Origin of the sequence: Bradyrhizobium sp. CIR48 (genome assembly GCF_014198315.1) — a bacterium.
Classification (GTDB): domain Bacteria; phylum Pseudomonadota; class Alphaproteobacteria; order Rhizobiales; family Xanthobacteraceae; genus Bradyrhizobium.
Genome location: NZ_JACIHG010000009.1, coordinates 295109 through 317824 on the forward strand (window position 1 = coordinate 295109; position 22716 = coordinate 317824).

Annotated in this window: 18 protein-coding genes and 1 tRNA gene; 5 read left to right on the top strand and 14 right to left on the bottom strand. The window is 62.2% G+C overall.

What is annotated here, in order from left to right:
* Positions 1-44: 44 nt before the first annotated feature.
* Entirely contained in the window at positions 45-938 is an 894-nt protein-coding gene (locus GGD66_RS27490) for a hypothetical protein (RefSeq protein WP_183259556.1), read from the bottom strand.
* A 547-nt stretch (positions 939-1485) separates the two neighbouring features.
* Here GGD66_RS27490 and GGD66_RS41640 point away from each other — a divergent pair.
* The 5 genes from GGD66_RS41640 (at position 1486) to GGD66_RS27510 (ending at position 4927) form a co-directional block, all read left to right on the top strand.
* Positions 1486-1899, top strand: coding sequence for a hypothetical protein (locus tag GGD66_RS41640; RefSeq protein WP_246788987.1), 414 nt, complete (start codon positions 1486-1488; stop codon positions 1897-1899).
* 26 nt (positions 1900-1925) lie between these two features.
* Positions 1926-2684 (top strand): hypothetical protein, encoded by a 759-nt coding sequence (locus GGD66_RS27495; RefSeq protein WP_183259557.1) that lies wholly within the window; start codon positions 1926-1928, stop codon positions 2682-2684.
* Between the two features lie 8 nt (positions 2685-2692).
* Entirely contained in the window at positions 2693-3370 is a 678-nt protein-coding gene (locus tag GGD66_RS27500) for an SOS response-associated peptidase (protein WP_183259625.1), read from the top strand.
* Positions 3345-4010: a hypothetical protein gene (locus GGD66_RS27505; RefSeq protein WP_183259558.1), complete on the top strand. Its 666-nt coding sequence runs from the start codon at positions 3345-3347 to the stop codon at positions 4008-4010. The genes GGD66_RS27500 and GGD66_RS27505 overlap by 26 nt, the downstream gene beginning before the upstream one ends.
* Positions 4011-4429: 419 nt before the next feature.
* Entirely contained in the window at positions 4430-4927 is a 498-nt protein-coding gene (locus tag GGD66_RS27510; protein ID WP_183259559.1) for a DUF3833 family protein, read from the top strand.
* Here the strand turns inward: GGD66_RS27510 and GGD66_RS27515 are convergent.
* The 13 genes from GGD66_RS27515 to GGD66_RS27575 all read right to left on the bottom strand — a co-directional run bounded on the left by GGD66_RS27515 (position 4915) and on the right by GGD66_RS27575 (position 22699).
* Positions 4915-5904, bottom strand: a complete 990-nt coding sequence (locus GGD66_RS27515; RefSeq protein ID WP_183259560.1) for a site-specific integrase — start codon at positions 5902-5904, stop codon at positions 4915-4917. The two genes, GGD66_RS27510 and GGD66_RS27515, sit on opposite strands and share 13 nt — an antisense overlap.
* 102 nt (positions 5905-6006) lie before the next feature.
* Positions 6007-6083: transfer RNA gene (locus GGD66_RS27520), tRNA-Arg, on the bottom strand.
* 60 nt (positions 6084-6143) lie between these two features.
* Positions 6144-7133, bottom strand: coding sequence for a diguanylate cyclase (locus GGD66_RS27525; RefSeq protein WP_246788994.1), 990 nt, complete (start codon positions 7131-7133; stop codon positions 6144-6146).
* 125 nt (positions 7134-7258) lie between these two features.
* Positions 7259-10381 (bottom strand): EAL domain-containing protein, encoded by a 3123-nt coding sequence (locus GGD66_RS27530; RefSeq protein WP_183259561.1) that lies wholly within the window; start codon positions 10379-10381, stop codon positions 7259-7261.
* Between the two features lie 174 nt (positions 10382-10555).
* Positions 10556-11641, bottom strand: coding sequence for a branched-chain amino acid ABC transporter permease (locus GGD66_RS27535; RefSeq protein ID WP_183235787.1), 1086 nt, complete (start codon positions 11639-11641; stop codon positions 10556-10558).
* Entirely contained in the window at positions 11638-12648 is a 1011-nt protein-coding gene (locus GGD66_RS27540) for a branched-chain amino acid ABC transporter permease (protein ID WP_018319497.1), read from the bottom strand. The genes GGD66_RS27535 and GGD66_RS27540 overlap by 4 nt, the downstream gene beginning before the upstream one ends.
* Entirely contained in the window at positions 12645-13367 is a 723-nt protein-coding gene (locus GGD66_RS27545) for an ABC transporter ATP-binding protein (RefSeq protein ID WP_183259562.1), read from the bottom strand. The genes GGD66_RS27540 and GGD66_RS27545 overlap by 4 nt, the downstream gene beginning before the upstream one ends.
* Positions 13364-14140 carry an ABC transporter ATP-binding protein gene (locus GGD66_RS27550; protein ID WP_179732839.1) on the bottom strand — a complete coding sequence of 259 codons (777 nt, stop codon included), beginning with the start codon at positions 14138-14140 and terminating at the stop codon, positions 13364-13366. Before GGD66_RS27550 ends, GGD66_RS27545 begins: the two co-directional genes overlap by 4 nt.
* Before the next feature lie 168 nt (positions 14141-14308).
* Positions 14309-15493 (bottom strand): substrate-binding domain-containing protein, encoded by a 1185-nt coding sequence (locus GGD66_RS27555; protein WP_026202193.1) that lies wholly within the window; start codon positions 15491-15493, stop codon positions 14309-14311.
* 106 nt (positions 15494-15599) lie between these two features.
* Positions 15600-17627 (bottom strand): acyl CoA:acetate/3-ketoacid CoA transferase, encoded by a 2028-nt coding sequence (locus GGD66_RS27560; RefSeq protein ID WP_183259563.1) that lies wholly within the window; start codon positions 17625-17627, stop codon positions 15600-15602.
* A gap of 122 nt (positions 17628-17749) precedes the next feature.
* Complete coding sequence (locus GGD66_RS27565) at positions 17750-19060, bottom strand: MFS transporter (RefSeq protein ID WP_177236849.1); 1311 nt, start codon at positions 19058-19060, stop codon at positions 17750-17752.
* Positions 19061-19259: 199 nt separating this feature from the next.
* On the bottom strand, positions 19260-20702 hold the full coding sequence (locus tag GGD66_RS27570) for a sigma-54-dependent Fis family transcriptional regulator (RefSeq protein ID WP_092251549.1): 1443 nt from the start codon (positions 20700-20702) through the stop codon (positions 19260-19262).
* Positions 20703-20962: 260 nt separating this feature from the next.
* On the bottom strand, positions 20963-22699 hold the full coding sequence (locus GGD66_RS27575; protein WP_183259627.1) for a bifunctional diguanylate cyclase/phosphodiesterase: 1737 nt from the start codon (positions 22697-22699) through the stop codon (positions 20963-20965).
* Positions 22700-22716 lie beyond the last annotated feature (17 nt).

Genomic DNA, 22716 nt, shown 5'->3' on the forward strand with positions numbered 1-22716 from the left:
CTCGCGGAGTGCGACTAAGGCCACTCCAGTTGAGGGGGCAGCACCTACCGCTGTCCCGGTCGTTTGCGTGGTAAGTCGTGGTAGTAGCGACCCGCGATAGGAACGTTCGTTACGCCGCCGTGACTGTCGCGATTCTTAAATTCGCGCGGCACGTTGACGATGTTGGCTAACTTCCGCCAAACCTCGCGAAATCGTTTATCATTCCACGGCTGTGCGCTTGCCTCGTAGATGATCACGGGTCCTGATTTCGGTAGCGCTCCGCGAAGTTCATTCCGATAAAAAGCGACAACATGGCTTAGCTCTTCCCGCACCATTGGCGCCTGTTTGAGGTCAATGCGCCCCTTACATGTCGCTCCCTTATGCGTGAGAATCCAGTTCTCGTCGATCTGCTCCCACCGAAGCCCACCAATCCAAACCTTATCGTCGAATCTGGAAAGGATTCCGTCCCTAGCTTCTGAGCGCGGCAACCATTCTCCGATGACCTCTCTTTGAGGCAGCATCAGTTCGTATTGAAAGGCTTGTGCTAGTGCGACGGAGAAATACCCGACCTCCCTCGCCTTTGCTCGCACCGCGTTGGCGTGCTCTTCGGTCAACTGCGTGCCGCGTGGCTTGACACTGCGAGTGCTGATATTGTCCAGTGCCATCAGGACGCGGTAACATTCCTCGTCTTCGGCACTAAGAAATCCATGCCTCACGATTGCTCTGAGCTGGCCAATGAATGCGTTGCCTACTGCAAACTTTCGTCCATCCGTCCAGCGCCTGTACCACATTCCAACGGTTTGACTACTGATTGACGACAAAGCACGGCTTCCGAAATCCTTCTCAAGGCGAGATAGATATCGTTCTCGGTCGATCCTGACACTGAAACTCAGTTTGTGATGACCGGAGTTCTCGTCGTCTCTGTATGCTTTGATCAGTTCTGCAATGGTGCGAGACATTCTAAAATCTCAATTGAAGATGGCCACCGCTACCCATGATGCAACAATCGGGTAGATCAAGAAAATTACGAAGATTGCTATGAGCGCGGCCACCACCCCCGCAAGACCTTCGCCTTGGACGCTAGTACCAAACGTTCGCACTTTGAAACGAGGATTTTTCACGACATGGTTCTCCCCTTAAATCTGGAGAACCATGGGACAAGCGTCGGCCTCTAATGGATGCTTGCTTTGTCAAATTTTGACAAGACCATCTTCGTTGTTTTCCCGAAGGGTTGGAATTTCAGTGACTTAACCGCGCAGGGATCAGGCCGTCGCTCATGGAAAAAGAGTGCGGAGCTGCTATCGAGTAGCGGCATTGGTCCTAATCCATTGATCTAGTTCATAAAGCCGCGCGCGATCACCCGAATCGCGAGCTAGAGTCCCGAGAGTGCGGGCCTGCGACTCATGTCTATCCACACCCACCACGGAAGGTAGCTCGGCTTCGACCGAGCGCCCAAGGGATAGACAATTTGCATCCGCCCGCCGGTCGCGGTTCTTTCTCCTCCGCATGTCCACCAAGTCCCGCCAGTATCTCTTCGGCACTCAAATCAAGATGTCGGCCGAGCGTGCCAAGGAAGCACGCAAGGAAGCCGACAAGCTGGCTTGCGAGGCGTGGAATTATCGGATGTTGGGCTACAAGGGACCTGCCCAGCCATCGCCGACAATTGGTGACGCGATCAACGGCGGATACCCCTATCTAGAAGTGCGTTGCCTGGGCTGCGACACTAACCAAACGGTAGCGCTCGACATCGTTAGGCGCGCGAAGATTACACCTGTCCATGAGTTAGAGCGTTACCTGCGTTGCAAACACTGTTCGGCAGTGCGACGATATCCATACAAGCGAAGCGCATTAGTGGCGCTTAGACCGAGGAAGATTTCGGCGAGCCATCCGCCTTCACCGTGGTGGCCCGGGGAGCGATAGTGTGTCAGCCCAAGATGGGGAAATTGATGACGAAAATTGTGCCATCCCAAATCGTGTCTTTCATTGACGGTTTCTATCCAAAGGTCAAATCCGATCCAGGCATGCAAGTGTACTCGGCCGACTCCGCTGTATTAGGCGCGATAATTGATCTGGCCGACGACCTTCCCGTTGAGTTGCTGACAATCAGCGGCGAGGATTACACCAACTACGTCTTCGGCCTAGAAGCGATGCAGGCCGCGATCGATCGCTGGAACCACCATGGCACTGACACGCCGCCCCGCACGCACAAGAGTAAGAGTCCAGTTTACCTTGTTCGCGAGGCGCTGTTGAAATGTCCCGACCAAAACCCGTCCCCGCAGGCAGCTTCGCTTCCGTTTCTTTCCGATCCGCAGTTAGCCGAGAGCATACGTCTTGATATTGATAGTGCCACCAACGCGCTGCATCGGAACGACTTCAAAGCGGCTACGGTATTAAGCGGCTCCGCAATGGAGGCATTGTTACTCTGGAAACTTAGAGATGTTGGTCTTGCATCGCCGATATCGGGGATGCGGACCAACATCAAGAAGCAATCATCGCCGGAAGAATGGGTTTTGGAAGATTACATAACCGCCGCCGAGATCAAGGGGCTGATTAAGCCGGATACTGTGGCGCAAGCACGGCTCGCGCAAAACTATCGTAACCTTATTCACCCTGGGCGCGCGGTTCGTTTAGCGCAGACTTGCAATAGAGGCACGGCTTTCGGAGCGCTGGCAGCGGTACACTTAGTAGTGGCCGATTTCACTTGAGCGCATTGATGTGCAACCTCTACAGCATCACCATCAACCAAGCCGCCATCGCCGAACTCTTCCGCATCGTCAATCGCTACGTCGGCAATCTCGCGCCAATGCCCGGCGTGTTTCCCGACTATCCAGCACCCGTGGTGCGCAATACTGATAATGGCACCGGACTCACCCTGATGCGGTGGGGCATGCCGCCTCCACCGCGCACCGGAGGACCGCCTGTGACTAACATTCGCAATACATCGTCGCCGCACTGGCGTGGCTGGCTGAAGCCGGAAAGTCGCTGCCTTGTGCCGTTCAACAGCTTCGCCGAGTATGCACCCGAACCGAATCCTGAGACCAAGAAGAAGGATGTGGTGTGGTTTGCGATCACCAGTGACAGGCCGCTCACGGCTTTCGCTGGCATCTGGACAACGTTCAAAGGTGATCGCGGGACGAAATCCAAGCCTGTGCATGGTCCGCATAATGTCTATGGATTTCTTACAACAACACCCAATTCGGTAGTTGGGCCGATACATCCTAAAGCTATGCCGGTGATCCTAGCGACTGATGAAGAGCGTGATGTATGGATGCGCGCGCCGTGGGACGAGGCGAAGGCGTTGCAGCGGCCGCTGGCGGACGACGGAATAATGATCGTCAGAAGAGGGGCCGACAAGGAAGACGGCAGTGAAGCGCTGGCACAATCTGAATAACGCATTTCAATACTTGTTGCGGTTCATCGAAGCGAAGCTGCCGGCGGATCGATATAACTTGTCCGAGATCGATCTGGCACTCGTCAGCAACTTCAAGGGAGGAAACGCGTCGATCGTTGAGCCAATCGAGCTTCTTTCGGATAAGCTTGCGATCTACGGCCGCTCGCTTGATATTCTTGCAAGAATGATCGGTGGCCGAGCGCTCGTTACTTTCTCGACGTGCGACGAATTACGCGCGGAGGCCGGTGCGTTTCTTGCGTTGACGTTGACGCCCGAAACAGCAATCAGCGGCTTTCGGGCATCGTATGCTTCTGCGCTGCTCGCCGCATACTTCCCGGAAACACTGCCCGTCCTTGATAGGCAAGTTTTGCGTGGTGCGGGAATTGCGCACAAGCTGAACAGTCAGGGGCAAGTGATTCAAATCGAGCAGCACTATGGCAAACTCATCGAGCGATTTCACTCAGTGCTAAAAAGCAAACCCGGCTTGAGCTTGCGGGAGCTTGATCGTGAATGGTTCGCTGTGGGCAGCAAGGAAAATAGCGCGAGGATCGCCGCACAGGGGCGCGCAAAGCTCAAGACTAAATCAGCGGAAGGAAAGCTGCGGCGTCCATTCTTCAAAGGACTGCGGGAGGACTCATGACAGTGTGTCTAAGATGCCACTCGCTCTGCCATTCCTGATTGGAGCGTCGGATTTCCGACCCTTCTCCGCGCGCGTTGAAGTTACGATACGTGCTCTGGGGCTCAGATCAGCCGCCTGATTTTAGTCTCGGGGGCCGCTCGGCATAGTGCGGGCGGCCCATATACTCTTTCTGACGCTGCGATTTGGGTCTGCCATGGACCGCAATCAGTACCTCTGCACCGCGTGCCATAAGCCGCGAAAGTTCGTTGGCAGCGAGCCCGCCGCTAGGCGGTACGAAATCCGATCGTATGAATGTCCGTCCTGCAAGAGCGTGCTGCGGATGGTAGAGCGCACCGAACCAAGCATGTTTCCGCGCCGATCAGGAACCTGACCGGTAGACGCGACTTATTTCGTCAGGCGATTTTCGAATGGGGTTACCCATGGCGATTGCTGCTTTTAAAGCCACTACGCCACTGTTTCTTCCTGAGCGATTTTTCGTCGGGCGGCTGGAAGGTTGGGCAGTGCTAGAGAGTCTAGTGGGAGGACTCTTGAAGCGCGCAACGATTGCTGGTCATGGCGAGTTAGATGCGGACACTCATACTGTGCTATTCGCCGAGACATATACCTTTGACGATGGTCACAGCGACACCCTGCATTGGACGATACGAAAGGGCGAGGAAGGGAAGTACACCGGATTGGAAAACCGGCTTGAAGGTGAGGCCATTGGCGAGCAAGCCGGTTGCGCCTTCCATTGGAGGTACACGCGCGACACGCCGCAGGCGGGCGGTAAATCATTCAGATTGAATTTCGATGATTGGTTCTATGCGATAGATGATAAGGCTTGCATCGTTCGCGGAAGTGCCGGGCGAGCGGGTATTCCGTTCGCCACGGCGCACGTCACGTATCGGAAACTTCCCAAAGACGATCAAGCGGCCTGATTCAGCTTCTTGAACACTGCGCTCGGTGATGCATGAGCATATCTGAGCAGCATTGTTGCATCTCGGTGCCCGCTTATCGTTGCGACCTCTGGAATAGTCAGCCCTAGCTCAAAGAACCGGCTGATGGCTTCGTGGCGCAGGTCATGAAATCGCAAATCGTTAATTCCGGCACGCTTCGTAATGCGATCCCAAGCTAAGTGGATTGCGTTACCTGTTTTCGAGAACACGCGCCCGTCGATCGAGCATCGCTTTGGCAATGCCTTGATGGCATCGTTTGAAAGCGGAACCGTTCTCGCATGGCCATTCTTGGTAATCGGAATGGTCAAGAGCCGCCTTTTAAGATCTAGGTCTTTCCACTGCATACTGGCGATCTCGCCTCTCCTCATACCGGTAGCGAGCGCGAACTGGATTATCTGCGCAATCTCTGAGCTTCGACATGAACGAGTAGCTTTCAACAATCTGTTCAATTCTCCGGGGCGCAAGCGACGCGTTCGCATACGCATTTTGGCCGAGAAGCGAAGTGTCTTGATTGGATTGTCCTTGATGGGAATCGCCCAATCGCGCTTTGCGACTTCAAACATGTGCTGGATCGGGTTCAACTGTCGCTTAAGAGTTGTGGGTGCGACGCAAGCTAGTCGGCGGTCGCGATAACGTGCGAAGTCGGCGGTCCCCAGCTGGGACAGCGACAATTTGCAGATGGGGTCGCAAAGCATTCGTGCGAGCACAGAGTCTTCGATCTTTCCTCCGCGCTTTTTGGAGGTCACTTCCTTTCGATAGCGGGTGATAAGGTCGGCTAGCTTAATGGCTTTGAGGGCGCCGCTGTCGGCCGGCAATTCGGAGCGGTCCGCCCGAATCTCCATCTGCCTTGCCCAAGCGTCCGCATCCTTCCTTCGTAGGAAGGATTTGGACAGGGCCCCCGAGCCTGCCCGCCTGACTTGAACCTGCCATTTCTTACCTCGTTGCCTGATCGTGGCCATGTGTTTTCTCGCTGTGACACGGTTGTGACAGCGAGTTTTTCGGGCGCTGGGGCAGGAGGGCCTAAATCGCTGGAAATGCCTTCAATTCTGGCCTTTCCAGACTGGCGCACCCGACACGATTCGAACGTGTGACCTTTGCCTTCGGAGGGCAACGCTCTATCCAGCTGAGCTACGGGTGCAGTGCTCGCTCATTTAGCCGATTGGCGCGGGGCGGGCAACCGGTTCTCGCCACATTGCGCTTAAGCGGTTTTGCGCTGGACAGGGCCCGGAACCGCTGCGGCCTCCCGGCCGAGGCTTGCGAATTCGGCAAGCACCCTTTCGGCGCAGATGACGCGGTTGCGGCCGAGACGTTTGGCCACATAGAGCGCCTCGTCGGCCGCGCCCAGCAGCCGGTCGGGTCCGCCATCGGCGCCGCCGGGAATGTGGCTGGCGACCCCGACGCTGAGGGTGACGTGGTCGCCGGCGCCCATGGCGCCATGGGCGATCCGCAAGGCGATGACGGCGCAGCGGATCTCGTCGGCGATGACGCAGGCGGTATCGCAATCCATGTCCGGCAGGATCAGCGCGAACTCCTCGCCGCCATAACGGCTGGCGAGATCGAGCGGGCGCACGGCATGCCGGCTGACGACCGAAGCGACCGCGCGCAGGCATTCGTCGCCGATCTGGTGGCCGTGGTGGTCGTTGAACAGCTTGAAATGATCGACGTCGACGAACAGCAGCGCCAGCGGCTTCTGCGTGCGCTGGGCGCGGGCCCATTCGGTCATCAGCATCTGGTCGAACGAGCGGCGGTTCGACAGGCCGGTCAACCCGTCCTTGGTGGCGAGCTCCTTCAGCGCCATCTCGGCGCGCTTCTGGTCGGTGAGGTCGCGCAGCGTCTCCACCACGGCGATCAGATGGCCGGCCTCGTCGTGGATCGGGCCGGCGTCGATGGCGAGATAAAGCTGGCTGCCGAGCTTCGGCATCGTGCACCAGTTTTCCGCGGAAAAGCCGAGCCCGTTATGGCCGCGCGCGGCGTATTCCGAATAGAACTCCGGAAGCCGCTCGGGCCGGTCGAGCGCGACGAGATCGGCAAGGCAGGGGCGTCTCGTCTCGTAGAAGGCCTGCCAGTGCTTGTTGGTGCCGATCACCTCGGATGCGGCGAGGCCGGTCAACCGCTCGCAGGCCCTGTTCCAGATCACGACGCGGCGCTTCGGGTCGATCACGAAGGTCGGCACCACCAGATGCTGCATCAGCCGCACGGCATAGGAATCCGCGACGTCGACCGTCTTGGTCGAAATCTTCGCCGAAGACTTGCGCGAAGACTTGCGCGAAGACTTGGCCGACGTCTTGCTCGACGACTTCACAGATTTCGTCATCAGGCCACCGCCGCCACCGGCAAGGCTCCGGGCAAGCCATTGCCCGAGCCGAATAGTTTCCGCACCTCGCTGGCCGGCTTCGGCGGGCTGAACAGATAGCCTTGCATCTGCGTGCAGCCGAGCGCGCGCAGCATCTCGCGCTGCGCCTCGGTCTCGACGCCCTCGGCGACCGTGGTCATGCTGCTGGCGGCCGCGATGTTCACCACCGCCTGCACGATCACGGGTGCACCGCTCGTCTCCGCGATGTCGGCGACGAAGCAGCGATCGATCTTGATCTTGTCGAACGGGAAGCGCTTGAGATAGCTGAGCGAGGAGTAGCCGGTGCCGAAATCGTCGAGCGCGATGCGTACGCCGATCGAGCGGAGCTGGTGCAGGATCGAGAGCGCAGCTTCGTCGTCGCGGATCAGCACGGCCTCGGTGATCTCGAGCTCGAGCCGGCGCGGGTCCAGCCCGGAGGCGGCGAGTGCGCCCGCGATCCGCAGCGCCAGCGTGTCGCATTTGAGCTGCACCGGCGACACGTTGACCGCGACGCGGATATGCGTCGGCCAGGTCGCGGCCTCGTTGCAGGCCATGCGCAGCACCCAGTCGCCGAGCTCGTTGATCAGGCCGGTGTCCTCGGCGACGGGAATGAACTCGGCCGGCGAGACCATGCCGCGTTCGGGATGGCGCCAGCGCAGCAATGCCTCGCAGCCCGCCACGTCGTTGGTGCGCAGGTCGACCAGCGGCTGATAGTGAATCTCGAAGCCGCCGTTCACCAGGGCCTGCCGCAGATCCTGCTCCATGCTCAGGCGCGCCTTGGCGCAGGCATCCATCTCCGGCTCGAAGAAGCGGTGGGTGCGGCGCCCCTCGGCCTTGGCGCCGTACATCGCGAGATCGGCGTTCTTGATGAGCTGGTCGAGATCGGTGCCGTCCTGCGGCGCCAGCGCGATTCCGATGCTCGCGTCGGTGGAGAGCTGATGGCCGAGACAGTGATAGGGCTGTCGGATCGCCTCGTAGATCCGCGTCACGAAGGCCAGCACGTCGGCAGGGGACTGGATGCCGGTCTGGATCACGGCGAACTCGTCGCCGCCGAGCCGCGCGATCAAATCGTCCTGCTTGAGGCAGCCGCGGAGGCGGCCTGCGATCGCCTTCAACAGCTCGTCGCCGACGTGGTGGCCGAGCGAATCGTTGATGCCCTTGAATTCGTCGACGTCAATGTAGAGCAGCGCGAACTGCGCGCCATCGGCGACCTTCGCCAGCTCGCGTTCGATCTGCTCGCGGAACAGGGTGCGATTCGGCAGGTCGGTCAGCGCATCGTAATGCGCCATATGCGCGATCTTCTCGTGGGCGCGCCGCCGCTCGGTAACGTCCTCGACGACATTGATGATGTAGCGCGGCTCGCCGGACTTGTCGCGGATGCCGATCCGGGTCGAGGTGATATAGCGCCGTCCGGTGGCCGGGGTATTCCAGATGTGCTCATCCAGGAACAGGCCATTCGGCGATTGCAGCAGCTTGTCGTCGTCCCGGGTGATGATCTCGGCGTCTTCCGTCGGGTAAAGGTCGAACGCGCTCTTGCCGACGATCGTCTCCGGCGTTTCGCCGAGCTGTTGCTCGGCCACCTGGTTGGCCAGGAGGTAGCGCCGCGTTCGGGCATCCTTCACGGTGATCCGCGAAGGAATATGGTCGATGATCTCGCGCAGGAAGGTGTGGTTGCGATCGCGCTCCTGTTCCAGGTGGCGGCGATCGGTGATGTCTTCGATCGTCGCGACCCAGCCGCCCTGGGCGAGCGGGGTGTTGATGACCTGGAAGGCGCGGCCATTGGCCAGTTGATGAATTCGCGTGGAGACCGTGCCTTCGGCGACGACCCTCATCACGTCAGCGCAAAATTCCTCGACGTCGCCGTCAAACGCGCCGCGCTCCTGACGATGATACATCGCCTCGCGGATGTGACAGCCGGGTTTGATGACGTCGTGGGAAAGGCCGAACATGTCGGCGTAGCGTCGGTTGCAGGTGACGATGGTGCCGCTCGCGTCGTAGAGGATCAGCCCCTGCGTCATGTTGTTCAAGGCGGTGTCGAGCCGCAGCCGCTCCGCTTCCAGCCGTTCCTGCGCTTCGCGGTTCTGCCGGTTGATCAGGCGGATGATCAGATAGAGGATCAGCGCGATCACGGCAGCCGAAAGCGCGGCGGTCGTGACCATGAAGCCGGTCTGCTGCCGCCAGTCCGCGAGGGCCGCGACTGTCGTGTTGGTGGCGACGATGACCAGCGGAAAATGCGTCAGCGACGCCGCTGAGCCGAGCCGCTCCTCGCCGTCGAGCGGGCTCCTGACGCGGAGCGTCTGCTGACCGCCCTTGGTCAACACCTTCCGCATCAGCGGTGCATCCTTGAAGCTCCGTCCGATCAACTCCTCATGATGCGGATAACGCGCCAGCATCTTGCCTTCGCGATCGAACAGCGAGATGGCCGTGCCCTCGGCAAGCGCGACCGATGCGAAATAATGCTGGTAGCTGTCCGGATCGATCCGGCGGACCATCGCGCCGAGGAAGGTGCCGTCCGCGCCGTTCAAGCGGCGCGCCACGATCGTGGTCCATTTGTTGATGATGAAGCTGCGGACTGATTCCAGCAGCACCGGTTCGGACTGCGGATTGGTCTTGAATGTCTGAAAGTAGGCCCGCGACGAAACGTTGATCTTGGGCAGGGGCTGGGCCCGCGACCAGTTGATCAGCTCGCCGTCGGCATCGTAGATCGCGATATCGCCGAGGTAAGACACGGAGCTGATCTTGCTGCGCAGCATCTGGTTCGCCGCAGCCCCGGACATGCGCTCGCGGAACATCGTCGGCGAGGTGATCTCCGTCAGGCTCATCTGACCGATCAGATCGGCGGCGACGACGTCGGAATCCTCGAATTGCTGATCAAAATGCCGGGCGATCAGCTGGACCGTGTTTTCCAGCTCGCGCTCGCGGTTGGCCAGTGTGCGCTCGCGAAATTCACCGACGGCCACGGCCGTCACACCGAAGATGCCCGCGACCAGCAACACGCCGCACAGGATCAGCCACAGGACAGGACCACGTCGCGCCAAGGCCTCCCAGCCGTTCCTTGCGGCTAGAGACATTCCGGCTGCCACCGTGGAAAAGACCTGGCGCATTCCCCCTCCCTGGAGGAACACGAATACACCGCACAAATGGCCTAAACCTTAGGAAAGCCAGTTACCTAAGCATTAATCCAGTTGCGCAATCGCGTCCGTATCCAGCAGAGCGGGAATCGCGTCGCGGTTGTGCGGCGGATGCAGCAATCGCCGCACTGCATTATTAATCGCGCCTTAATGCGAACTGCCAGCGCTCTTGTCGCCAGCGGGATTACGCAGCCGTCCGACCACGCCGGTCGGGAAGAAGTAGACGCTGGCGATGAACAGCAGGCCGAGCCACAGCAGCCAGCGGTCGGGATGCAGCAGCCCCGGCAGCAGCGGCAGGCCGGCCTCCGACGCCGCCGTGGAGGCGACGCCCATCAGCGACTGCAAATAGTTCTGGGCGAGGATGAAGATGGTAGCGCCGATGATCGCGCCGTAGATCGTGCCCATGCCGCCGATCACGACCATCAGCAGGATGTCCAGCATGATCGAGAAGCTGAGCGAGGTGTCGGGGCCGGCATAGCGCAGCCACAGCGCATTCAGGATGCCGGCACTGGCGGCGACCAGCGCGGCGATGCAGTTGGCATAGGTCAGGTGGAACACCGTGCGGAAGCCGAGTGCCTCGGCGCGAAAGCGATTCTCGCGGATTGCCTGCAGCACGCGCCCGAACGGCGAGTTCACCACGCGCAGCAGTGCGAGGATCATCAGGGCCGAGATGGCGAACACCAGGTAGTAGGTCAGGATCCGACCGTTGACCTCGAAGCCGACCAGGCTCTTTGGGATCAGCACCGTGCCGGGGCGGAGCAACTGGGGCAGCTGGAAGCTGCGCCCGTCCTCGCCGCCGGTCAGCCAGGACAGCTGCGAAGCCAGCACCTGGAAGGCGGAGGCGACCGCGAGCGTGATCATGGCAAAGAAGATCGCGGCGACCCGCAGCGAAAACAGCCCGATGGCGAGCGCGAGCAGGGCCGCGAGCGGTAGGCCGACGACGATGCCGGTGGCGACCGCGGCCCAGTTCGGGCCCATCCCGTACAGCGCGATGGCGATCGCGTAGCTGCCGATGCCGTAGAACATGGTGTGGGCGAACGACACCGAGCCGGTATAGCCGAGCAGGAGGTCGTAGGAGGCGACCAGCGCGGCGAAGACGCAGATCTTGGCGGCGACGTTCAATGCCTTGGCACCCGGAAACAGGAACGGCGTCGCCGCCAGCGCCAGGATGATGACGACGAGAACGAGGGTGAGAATCCGGCTACGCGGCGGATCGCCTGACAGGATCATCATCGGCTGGTCACCGCATAAAGGCCGCGCGGCCGCCACATCAGAATGGCGACCATCAGCAGGATGTTGGAGACGAGGGCAAGTTTCGGCACCAGGAAGCCGCCGTAATTGGCAACCATGGCCACGAGAATCGCACCGATGAAGCAGCCGCCGATCGACCCCAGGCCGCCGATGATGACCACGATGAAGATCAAGACGGTGAGGTCGTCGCTCATGGAGGCATGGACCTGCTCGCGATAGAGCGCCCACATCACGCCGCCGAGGCCGGCCAGCGCCGATCCCGTCATGAACACGCCAAGAAACAGCCGGCGGATGCGATAGCCGAGCGCTTCCACCATCTCGCGGTTCTCCACGCCGGCGCGGATCAGGAGCCCGAGCTTGGTGCGGTTGAGCACGAGCTGGATCGCGATGAAGACGGCAAGGCCGATCAGCATCGCCAGCACGCGGTATTTGGCGATCGCGACGTCGCCGAGGATGAAGGAGCCGCGCAGCGAGGCCGGCAGCGGCATCGGGATGATCTGTGGTCCCCACAGGGCATAGAGCGTCTGCTCGGCCACGATCAGGCCGCCGGTCGTCATCAGGATCTGCTTCAGATGCTGGCCGTAGACCGGCAGGATCAGCACGCGCTCGACGACGAGGCCGAGGGCGCCCGACACCGCCATCGAGAGCAGCGCGGCCGGCGCCAGCACGGCGAGGTTCATCCAGAGCGAATCCGCCTGAATGGAGGCTGCGAACGGCGCCAGCACCAGGGTCGCGACATAGGCGCCGACGGCGATGAAGGCGCCGTGGCCGAAATTGAGCACGTCCATCAGGCCGAACACCAGCGTCAGGCCCGAGGCCATGATGAAGATCATCATGCCCATGGCGAGGCTCGCGGCGGTCAGCGTCAGCCAGGTGCTGGGCGAGCCGATCAGCGGGATCGTCACGAGGGCGAGCGCGACCGGCAGCAGGATCGGTGCGATATCGCGCTTCGGCTTCGGCAGCGGATCGGTTGCGGCAAGGTCAGTCACTGATGCGCCTCCAGGCTCAAGCCGAGCAGCCGCTCCTGCAGCGGCACGTCGGCGGCGAGCGCCGCCATCTCGCCGCGATGGACGATGGTGCCGTTGTCCATCACGAGCACGTTGTCGCCGAGCTCGCGGGCGGCAAAGAAATTCTGCTCGACCAGGAGGATGGTTGCGCCCTTGCGCTTGATCTCCTTCAGGCACTCGATCAGCGCCATCACGATCGCCGGCGCGAGCCCCTTGGTCGGCTCGTCGATCAGCAAGAGCTTGCGCGGCTCGATGATGGCGCGCGCGATCGAGAGCATCTGCTTCTGCCCGCCCGAGAGGCTTCCCGCCCGCGACAGCCAGAACCGGCGCAGCGCCGGGAAGAAACCAAAAATCCAGTCGAGCTGCTTGTCGTCCAGCGGCCCGTCGCGCGCCGCCAGCACCAGGTTTTCCTTCACGGTGAGATCGGAGAACACCGCCATGCTCTCCGGAACGTATCCGACACCGAGCCTTGCGATGTCGGGCGTGGCGCGGCTCTCGATACGATCGCCGGAGAGGCTGATCTCGCCCGATGAAGCTTGCCACAGCCCCATGATGGTGCGCAGCGTCGTGGTCTTGCCGGCGCCGTTGCGGCCGAGCAGCATCGTGGTCTGCCCCTGCGGGACGGCGAGGTCGATGCCCTGGAGGATGTGGTAGCGGCCGATATGGGTGTGGACGCCGGAGAGTTTCAGGAGATCGGTCATGCCGCGCTCCCTGCAGCTGTCTTGGGCGCGACACCGAGATAGGCTTCCTGCACGATCGGCGAGGCGATCACTTCGGCAGGCGGGCCGTCGGCGACGAGCTGGCCGTTATGCAGCACGATGATGCGGTCGGCGAGCGAGCGCACCACGTCCATCTTGTGCTCGACCAGCAGGATGATCTTGCTCCTGTCCTGCTTGAGCTGCGCGATCAGGTTGAGCACCACAGGCACCTCGTCGATGCTCATGCCGGCGGTCGGCTCGTCGAACATGAAGACTTTTGGCTCGAGCGCAATCATCAGTGCGACCTCGAGCTTGCGCTGGTCGCCATGCGACAGCGCGGTCGCGGCGACGCCGCGGCGGCTGCCGAGCGCGACCTGGTCGAGGATGGCATCGGCGCGCGCGATCAGGTCGCGGCGCACCATCCAGGGCCGCAGCATGTCGTAATGGGTGCCGTTCGCCGCCTGCACTGCGAGGCGGACGTTCTCTTCCACGGTGAGGTTTGGAAAGAGGTTGGTGAGCTGGAAGGCGCGCCCGAGGCCGGCGCGGGTCCGCATCGGCGCGGAGTGCTGGGTGATGTCGGTGCCGTCGAACAGGATGCTGCCGTTCGAGGCGCGTAGCTGGCCCGAGATCAGATTGAAATAGGTGGTCTTGCCGGCGCCGTTCGGCCCGACGATCGCGGTGAGCTCGCCCGGACGGAACGTGCAGGTCACGTTGTTGACCGCAACATGGCCGCCGAAGCGGATGGTGAGGTCGCGAGTTTCGAGGGTGAGAGTCATTGTTTGGCAAATGATGAGATGAGGAAGTATCCGCGATCACAGTGGGCTCCCTCCCCCCCGCTTGCGGGGGAGGGGTGGGGAGAGGGTGTTTCCGCACGCGAGAACCCCCAAGGGAAGAGAGCCCTCTCCCGGCCTCCCCCGCAAGCGGGGGAGGTGAAGTAGGAAGCGTCAGCGCTTGTTCTTGACCGGAACGTCCATGTCCTCGATCTTCAGCTCGCGCACCGGCTCGAGCACGGCCCAGGCGACGTTCGGATCGACCTTGACCTTGAAGGCGTACATGCTCTGCAGCGCCTGATGGTCTTCCTTCCGGAACACCATCTTGCCCTTCGGTGTGTCGAACTCCAGGCCTTCCATCGCCGTGATCAGCTTCTCGCTGTCGGTCGACTTCGCCTTGGTGACGGCGGCGACGACGGACATCGCGGCGGCAAAGCCGCCCGCAGTGAAGAAGTCCGGCGGCGCGTTGAAGCGCTTCTGGTGCTCGGCGACGAGCCAGTCGTTCACAGGGTTCTTCGGGATCTCGTAGAAATAATAGGTCGCGCCTTCCATGCCGGGCAGGCCCTTATAGGCGGCGAGCGCCGGGAGGATGTTGCCGCCGGTGGAGAGCTCGATGCCGTAGCGCTTCGGGTCCATGTCCTGCAGCTTGGCCAGCGGATTGCCGGCGCCGGCCCAGATCACCCAGATGACCTTGCGGCCCGGCTTGTCCTTCAGTGCGTCGAACAGGCGCTGGCCGACCGCTGTGAAGTCGGTGGTCGAGGTCGGGGCATATTCTTCGGCAGCGAGGGTCGCGCCGGTCTTGGCGAGTGCCTCCTTGAAGGCGGCGACGCCATCGCGGCCGAACGCATAGTCCTGTGCCAGCGTTGCGACGGTGACGCCCTGCTTGCCGATCGCGACCGCATTGGAGATCGCGTCCTGCGAGGAGTTGCGCGCGGTGCGGAAGATGTAGCGATTCCACTTCTCGCCGGTAATCTGGTCCGCGACTGCGGGCTCGACGATCAGGATTTTCTTGTTCTCCTCGGCGACGGGGAGAATGGCGAGCGCCGCAGCCGACGAGGTCGTACCGATCGCGATGTCGGCCTTGTCGTCCTGATAGGCTTCGGCGAGCGCGGCCTTCGAGAGATCCGGCTTGCCCTGGTCGTCCTTGGTGATGATGACGATCTTGCGGCCATCGAGGGTCATCGTGCCCTTGGTGGCGTATTCGAAGCCCATCTTCAGGCCGGTCTCGGTCTGCTTGGCGTAGGCCTCGAGCGGACCGGTCTTGCCGTAGATCAGCGCGACCTTGAGATCGTCGGCCTGCACGGAGGTGCCCGCAGCGAGTCCGAGAATGGTTGTTGTTATGATGAGTGATCGACGCACGATGGTCCCTCCTGATTTAACGTTTCTCGGCAACAGCGATTTGCATAACACTACGAACATTGCAATTGAACCTTCCGGCCGAGCGCGTCGGCCTTTCGAGCATGCATCATTTTTGGGCTGGCCGCGCATCGCCGGCTCCCTCGGCCTGACGCCGATCCGACTGCGCCTCATCAGCGCTTTCGAAAATGTGCGGCGCGACGCCGCGCTTCTCCAGGGCTTCGCCGAGCTTGATGCGCAGGAAGCCCGACGTGGTGTAGCGCGACACGCCGGAATAGAAGCGATCGACCAGGCTGCGCACCATCGCCGAATAATCGTCCATCAACTCCGGCAGGATGGAAAAATTGTCATAATTGACGATGGCGTAGACCCGGCGGCCAAGCGGAGCGAGCCTGGCTTCGACGATACCAGCGATGGTGTCGATCTCGGCCTTGCTGCGTAGCGGATAGCGCTCGAGATTGACGAAGAACAGGTTCTGCTGCTCGTCCAGCGTGAAGCGCTGGTCGAGCGGGATGGTGAGCAGGCGCTCGCGCAAATCCATCAGACCCTCGCGGAAGATGCGATCGTCCATCAGCGCCGGGTCGCGCGGGATCAGCGGCTTGAAGTCCATCAGGCGCAAAATGTCGCGCTCGATGTCGATGCCGGGCGCGACTTCGGTAAGCTCGAGCCCGTCGGGCCTGAGCTCGAACACGCAGCGCTCGGTGACATAAAGCGTGCGCTGCTTGCGCGCGGCCGCGAACGGGCCGCTGAAGGTGACGTGCTCGACGCGGTCGACGAACTTGCGTGATGTGGCCTCGTCGAGAATGACGAGCTTGCCGTCCTTCACGGCGATGCGCTGCTTGCCCGCGCCAAAGGTGCCGACGAAGATGACCTCCTTGGCGTTCTGGCTGATGTTGATGAAGCCGCCGGCGCCGGCAAGCTTCGGCCCGAACTTGCTGACATTGAGGTTGCCGGCGCGATCGACCTGGGCGAGCCCGAGGAAGGCGGCGTCCAAGCCGCCGCCGTCGTAGAAGTCGAACTGATAAGGCTGGTCGATCACCGCCTGGGTGTTGATCGCCGCGCCGAAATCGATGCCACTCGCGGGGATGCCGCCGATCACGCCCGGTTCGGCCGTCAACGTGATGAGGTCGATGATCCGCTCCTCATTGGCGACGGAGGCAATCCCCTCGGGCATGCCGATGCCGAGATTGACGACGCTGTTGGCCTTCAGCTCCAGGGCGGCGCGACGGGCGATGATCTTGCGCTCGCTGACCGGCATCACCGGCAGCGAGGCGGCACGGACGCGGATCTCGCTGGAGAAGGCCGGATTGTATTGCGTGCCGAAGGTCTGCCAGTGATTCTCGGGCCTCGCCACCACGACGCAGTCGACGAGGATGCCGGGAATCTTGACCTGGCGTGGATTGAGGCTGCCGGCCTCGGCAACGCGTTCGACCTGGGCAATGACGATGCCGCCGGAATTATGCGCTGCCATCGCGATGGCGAGCGCTTCCAGCGTCAGCGCCTCCTTCTCCATGGTGAGGTTGCCGTCGGGATCGCCCGTCGTGGCGCGGATGATCCCGACTTGAATCGGAAACGTCTTGTAGAGCAGGCATTCTTCGCCGCCGATCTTGATCAGTTCCACAAGCTCTTCGGTGGTGCGCGCATTCAGCTTGCCGCCGCCCTGCCGCGGATCGACGAAGGTGCCCATGCCGACGCGGGTGATGTGGCCGGGCCGGTGCGCCGCGATGTCGCGAAAGAGATGCGTGATCACGCCTTGCGGCAGATTATAGGCCTCGATCTGGCCTGCGATCGCAAGCTGCTGCAATTTCGGCGCAAGGCCCCAATGTCCGCCGATCACGCGGCGGACCAGGCCTTCATGCGCGAAATGGTTGAGGCCGCGATTCTTGCCGTCGCCCTGGCCCGCTGCGTAGACCAGCGTCAGATTGCGCGGCTTGCCCTGCGTATAGGGGGCATCGCCCTCGTGGGAGAGATAGAGCTCCTCCAGCGCGACCGCGATCTCCTCGGCAAAGCCGATGCCGACGAAGCCGCCGGTCGCCACCGTGTCGCCGTCACGGATCAGCATGACGGCTTCCGCCGCGGTGACGACCTTGCCCTTCTCGGAATTGCGCAAATAGGGCAAGGCAGGATGCTGGCTCATGGCATTCCCTCCCATGTCTGTTGCGGACCGCATGCCGGCTCTTCTCGTTTGCCCCTATTCGTATCGCGTGGAGCGGCTGGCGACCAGCCGCTCCGGCGTCGCGGGGGCCGCACTCAGCCCGTTCAGGGCTGGGCGACCTTGCGTGTTTCGGTGGCGAAATAGACCGAGACGATGGTGATGAGCGCCAGCGCGATCATGTAGAGCGAGATCGGCCAGGTCGCCGGCGCGTAGGCCGTCATCAGTCCCGTCGCGATCAGCGGCGACAGCGCGCCGGCGAAGATCGAGGCCAGGTTGTAGCCGAGCGAGACGCCGCTGTAGCGCACCTTGGTGCCGAACAGCTCCGACAGGAAGCTCGCCTGCGGGCCGTACATCGCGGCATGACCGATGGCGAGGCCGAGCACGATCGCGATCCAGGCATATTGCGGGTTCCTGGTCGCCAGCAGCGTGAACAGCGGGAACGACATCAGCGCCGAGAACACCGCGCCGAAAATGTAGATCGGTCGCCGCCCGAGCCGGTCGGAGAGCGCACCGAAGGCCGGGATGGTGAAGGTCTCGATCGCCGCGCCGATCAGCACGCCATTGAGCATGTCCTGCTTGTTCATGCCGAGCGATTGCGTGGCATAGGCGAGCACGAAGGTCGCGTAGATGTAGAAGAAGCCGTTTTCGGCGAAGCGCGCGCCCATCGCGAGCAGGATGTTCTTGGGATACATCCTGATCGCCTCCAGGATCGGCATCTTCACTTCCTGCTTGGTATCCTTGACCTTCTGGAACTCCGGGGATTCGGCGATGGTGAAGCGGATCCACAGGCCGACCAGCACCAGCGCGATCGAGAACAGGAAGGGGATGCGCCAGCCCCACGCCAGCAGCTGCGCGTCGGTCAGCATCGCCGATACCACCGAGAAGACCAGCGTGCCGAGCACGAGGCCGAGCGGTGCGCCGAGCTGCGGCCAGCTGCCGTAAAAGCCCTTCTTGTCCTCGGGCGCATGCTCGACCGCCATCAGCACCGCACCGCCCCATTCGCCGCCAAGGCCAAAGCCCTGGATCAGGCGGCACGTGACGAGCAGGACCGCGGCCCAGATGCCCGCGGTCTCGTAGGTCGGCAGGAATCCGATCGCCGCGGTCGCCACGCCCATGATCAGCAGCGTCAGATAGAGCATGGTCTTGCGGCCGATCTTGTCGCCGTAATGCCCGAACACGACGCCGCCGAGCGGGCGCGCGACGAAGCCGAGCGCGTAGGTCGCGAACGCCAGCAGTGTTCCCATCATGGGGTCGAAGGTCGGAAAGAACAGCTTGTTGAAGATCAGCGCCGCGGCGGTGCCGTAGAGGAAGAAGTCATACCACTCGATGGCGGTGCCGATCAGGCTCGCGGTGGCGACTGTGACATGCGAGGGCTGCTTCGCCTGAAGCTGATGGACCGAGATCGCTTCACTCATCCTTGCGTCCTCCCTGATTTGCGAAATGCGCATGTGCAGCATGCGTCATTGTGCAAAGCGAAGAGCAAGGTCCGCGCCAGATGCTGTTGGCTCGCGCAAACCGGCTTAAATTCCGGCAATTTCCGCATTGGCGCTCGGACAGAGCCGTTCGGCGCCGTGTCCGGAATCCGAGACTCCGGACAGTCCATTGTCTCGAAACTCAGACGGAGGCCGGCCCTGCGGCGAGGCCGAACTTGGCGAGCTTCTTGTAGAAGGTCGCGCGCGAGATCCGCAGCATCCTGGCGGCCTCGGAGATCTGGCCGTTGCTGGCGGCGAGCGCCTGCTCGAGCGTGTGCTTCTCGAATTCGGCCTCGGCTTCGGCATAGGGCACCACGGGTCCGGCCGGGCGCGCGGATGCTGAGGGCCTGACGTCGGAGCCGACGGGAAGAATGCGGGCGACATCCTCGCCGGTCAGCCGGCCGGAATCGCTCAGGATCAGCGCCCGCTCCAGGATGTTGCGGAGCTCGCGGACGTTGCCCGGCCAGTCATAGCGTGCCAGCGCGGAAAGCGCGCTCGGCGTGATCTTCGCCTTGACGTAATCGCCGGAGGCGCTGATGTCCTCGAGCAGCCGGGCGCAGATGTCGGGGAGATCATCCAGGCACTGCCGCAGCGGCGGCAAATCGATCGAGAGCACGTTCAGCCGGTAATAGAGATCGGGCCGGAACGCGCCGTCGCTGACGCGCTTGCGCAAATCCACATTGGTCGCCGCGACCACGCGCACGTCGACTTTCGAGATCTTGTCCGAGCCGAGCGGCTCGATCTCGCGCTCCTGCAGCACGCGCAGCAGCTTGGCCTGCAATTGCAGCGGCATCTCGCCGATCTCGTCGAGGAACAGCGTGCCGCCGTCGGCGATTCGGAATTTTCCTTCGCGTCCCCTGCGGTCGGCGCCGGTATAGGCGCCGGGCGCGGTGCCGAAGAACTCCGATTCGATCAGCGTGTCGGGAATCGCGGCGACATTGACGCTGACGAACGGCTTCTCCGCACGCGAGGAGGCATTGTGAATCGCCTGCGCCAGCATCTCCTTGCCCGTTCCGGTTTCGCCGGTGAGCAGCACCGTGACGCTCTGCCGGGCGGCGCGGCTTGCAAGCTGTTTGGCCTGCGCGATACCAGGCGTGGTGCCGACGTAGTCGGCGAAGGTGAAGCGCGCCGCCCGGGCGTTGGACAACTGCCGCCGCGCCAGCCGCAGATCGCTCTCGAGCTGGGCGACGCGGGCGAGCAGGGGTTTGAGGCTTTCGAGGTGGTCATAGAGCACGAAGCCGATCGCGCCGATCACCGTGCCGTTCTCGTCCTCGATCGGCATGCGCGTGACCACGAGCTGCTCGCCGCCGAGCTCCATGATGTCGAGCAGGATCGGCTCGCCGGTCTCGGCCACCTTGCGCATCAGGCTGTTCGGGATGACCTCCTCGATCGGCCGGCCGATTGCCTCACTGGTCCGCTTGAGACCGAGCGCCGCGAGATATTTTTCATTGACGTAGACGACGCGTCCGCCGCGGTCGATCGCGATCGCGCCCTCGCAGAGCTTCTCCAGCCGCTCGAACAGCGTCTCCATCGCGCGCGCACGAAGGTAAGCGGGATCGCTGATCGAGGCGGAAGAGGCGGACATGACATATCCCGGGGGAAGTCTGTCTGTGTATTAGCAAAAGGGCGTCGATTTCAAAGGGGGAATTGGTCGGTCGCGAGGCGCCCCATACTCAGTCGTCGTCCCGGACAAGCGAAGCGTAGATCCGGGACCCATACCCACATGGCATAGTTTGGCGAACATTCGGAGTTGGCAGCTTACTCCATAAACACGCCCTGGGGTGATGGGTCCCGGGTTCGCTTCGCGCCCCGGGACGACAGCGGTAATGTTGTCCCGCTTGCACCCTACCTTCGATACCCGCTCGCCCGCGAATAGCCCTGGCGGTTCTGCTGGTGCGGGCGGCTTGCGATGCTGGCGCGCGACTCGCTGGACACGGGCGTTGCGAGCTTGAGCTCCTCCAGGAAGATCGGCCGGGAGAAGTAATAGCCCTGCGCGTAGCGGATCTTGGTCGCGGCCTGGAGATAGGCGAGCTCCTCGTAGGATTCGAGGCCTTCGGCGATCACGGTCATGCCGAGCGCTTCGCTCAAGGATTCGATCGCGCGCAGGATGCCTTGGCTGCGCGGGCGCTTATGGATGTCGGTGATGAAGGAGCGGTCGATCTTGATCTCGTCCGCGGTGATGTCGGCCAGCGCCGAGAGCGAGGAATATCCGGTGCCGAAATCGTCGATCGAGATGCCGACGCCGAGCTTGCGGAACATCGGCAGGATCTCGTCCTGGAAATGATTCTTGGCGACGAAGGCGTCTTCGGTCACCTCGATCATGAAGCGCTGCGGAAAGCCGGTGTCGTCGAGCGCCCGCGCGAAGCTGCGCATGAATTCTGGGTTGCCGGCCTGCTTGGCCGCGACGTTGATGCTGATGGTCGCTTCCGCGCCGAACGTCTCGTTGATCAGGTCGATCGATTTGACGATTTCGGCGAGCACGAGATGGGTCAATTCGTCGATCAGGCCGAGCTCGCTGGCAAGATTGATGAAGGATCCCGGCGCCTGGATCACGCCTTCGTCGTCGCGCAAACGGACCAGGGCCTCGATGCCCTTCACCGCCTGGGTGCGGATGTCGACCTTGGACTGGAAGGCGCAGCAGAAGCGCTTTTCCAGGATAGCGAGCCGCAGCGACTGCTCGATCTTCATCCGCGCCAGCGCCTCGCGCTCCATGCTGGAATCGAAGAAGGCTGCCGATCCCTTGCCGTCGTTCTTGATGCGGTACATCGCGATGTCGGCATTCTGGCGCAGCGTCTCGAAGCTGCGTCCGTGATCGGGATAGAGGCTGATGCCGACCGAGGTGGAGGCAAAGAGTTCCGAATGGTCGATGAAGAACGGCGCCGTCAGCCGCTCCAGCGTCGATTGCATGAATTCGGCGACTTCCTCCTGGCTCTGGATCGGGGAGAGCAGCAGCAGGAATTCGTCGCCGGAGATGCGCGAGAGCATGTCGGTATCGCGCAAGTCGCGCCCGAGCCGCTTCGACAGCTCGACCAGCAGCGCATCGCCGACGGCGTGGCCGTAATAGTCGTTGATGTGCTTGAAATTGTCGACGTCGAGGAAGGCCAGCGCGAAGCGCTCGCCGCCGCCATTCTCCGCCAGCAGATTGTTGGCGTGATGTTCGATCACGCGCCGCGAGGGCAATCCCGTCAGCTCGTCGAAATAGGCCGAGCGGAACAGCTGGTCCTCGAAATTCTTCTGCTCGGTGATGTCGGACGACGCCGAGATCAGCAGTTCGCGTCCGGCGAGGCGAACGGGACGATGGGTCGTGAGCAGTACCTGGCGCGCGGCGCCGCCGTGAAGCGCCTCCTCGGTGACGACAGCCTGGCCGGCGCTCAGTGCCTGGCGGCAGGCTTCGCGGCGCGGCGCAAGGTCGGGTGAGGGACGGCTGCCGTCCATGCCGAGCTGCGCTGCCGCGGCATCGTTAACCAGCAGAAGCTCGCCATGCGCATCCTGCACGGTCAGACCGGCCGGCAGCATTCTAACGATTTCCTTGAGAAAACCGAGCTCGGCTTCAGTCGCGCCGGAATATTGGTTGTCGTTCATAGAAGTCATGAATCTTG

Bases quoted from the DNA above. Each gene is read 5' to 3' on its own strand.
- GGD66_RS27490 (WP_183259556.1), bottom strand. From the start codon at position 938: ATGTCTCGCACCATTGCAGAACTGATCAAAGCATACAGAGACGACGAG.
- GGD66_RS41640 (WP_246788987.1), top strand. From the start codon at position 1,486: ATGTCCACCAAGTCCCGCCAGTATCTCTTCGGCACTCAAATCAAGATG.
- GGD66_RS27495 (WP_183259557.1), top strand. From the start codon at position 1,926: ATGACGAAAATTGTGCCATCCCAAATCGTGTCTTTCATTGACGGTTTC.
- GGD66_RS27500 (WP_183259625.1), top strand. From the start codon at position 2,693: ATGTGCAACCTCTACAGCATCACCATCAACCAAGCCGCCATCGCCGAA.
- GGD66_RS27510 (WP_183259559.1), top strand. From the start codon at position 4,430: ATGGCGATTGCTGCTTTTAAAGCCACTACGCCACTGTTTCTTCCTGAG.
- GGD66_RS27515 (WP_183259560.1), bottom strand. From the start codon at position 5,904: ATGGCCACGATCAGGCAACGAGGTAAGAAATGGCAGGTTCAAGTCAGG.
- GGD66_RS27525 (WP_246788994.1), bottom strand. From the start codon at position 7,133: ATGCAGCATCTGGTGGTGCCGACCTTCGTGATCGACCCGAAGCGCCGC.
- GGD66_RS27530 (WP_183259561.1), bottom strand. From the start codon at position 10,381: ATGCGCCAGGTCTTTTCCACGGTGGCAGCCGGAATGTCTCTAGCCGCA.
- GGD66_RS27535 (WP_183235787.1), bottom strand. From the start codon at position 11,641: ATGATGATCCTGTCAGGCGATCCGCCGCGTAGCCGGATTCTCACCCTC.
- GGD66_RS27545 (WP_183259562.1), bottom strand. From the start codon at position 13,367: ATGACCGATCTCCTGAAACTCTCCGGCGTCCACACCCATATCGGCCGC.
- GGD66_RS27550 (WP_179732839.1), bottom strand. From the start codon at position 14,140: ATGACTCTCACCCTCGAAACTCGCGACCTCACCATCCGCTTCGGCGGC.
- GGD66_RS27560 (WP_183259563.1), bottom strand. From the start codon at position 17,627: ATGAGCCAGCATCCTGCCTTGCCCTATTTGCGCAATTCCGAGAAGGGC.
- GGD66_RS27565 (WP_177236849.1), bottom strand. From the start codon at position 19,060: ATGAGTGAAGCGATCTCGGTCCATCAGCTTCAGGCGAAGCAGCCCTCG.
- GGD66_RS27570 (WP_092251549.1), bottom strand. From the start codon at position 20,702: ATGTCCGCCTCTTCCGCCTCGATCAGCGATCCCGCTTACCTTCGTGCG.
- GGD66_RS27575 (WP_183259627.1), bottom strand. From the start codon at position 22,699: ATGAACGACAACCAATATTCCGGCGCGACTGAAGCCGAGCTCGGTTTT.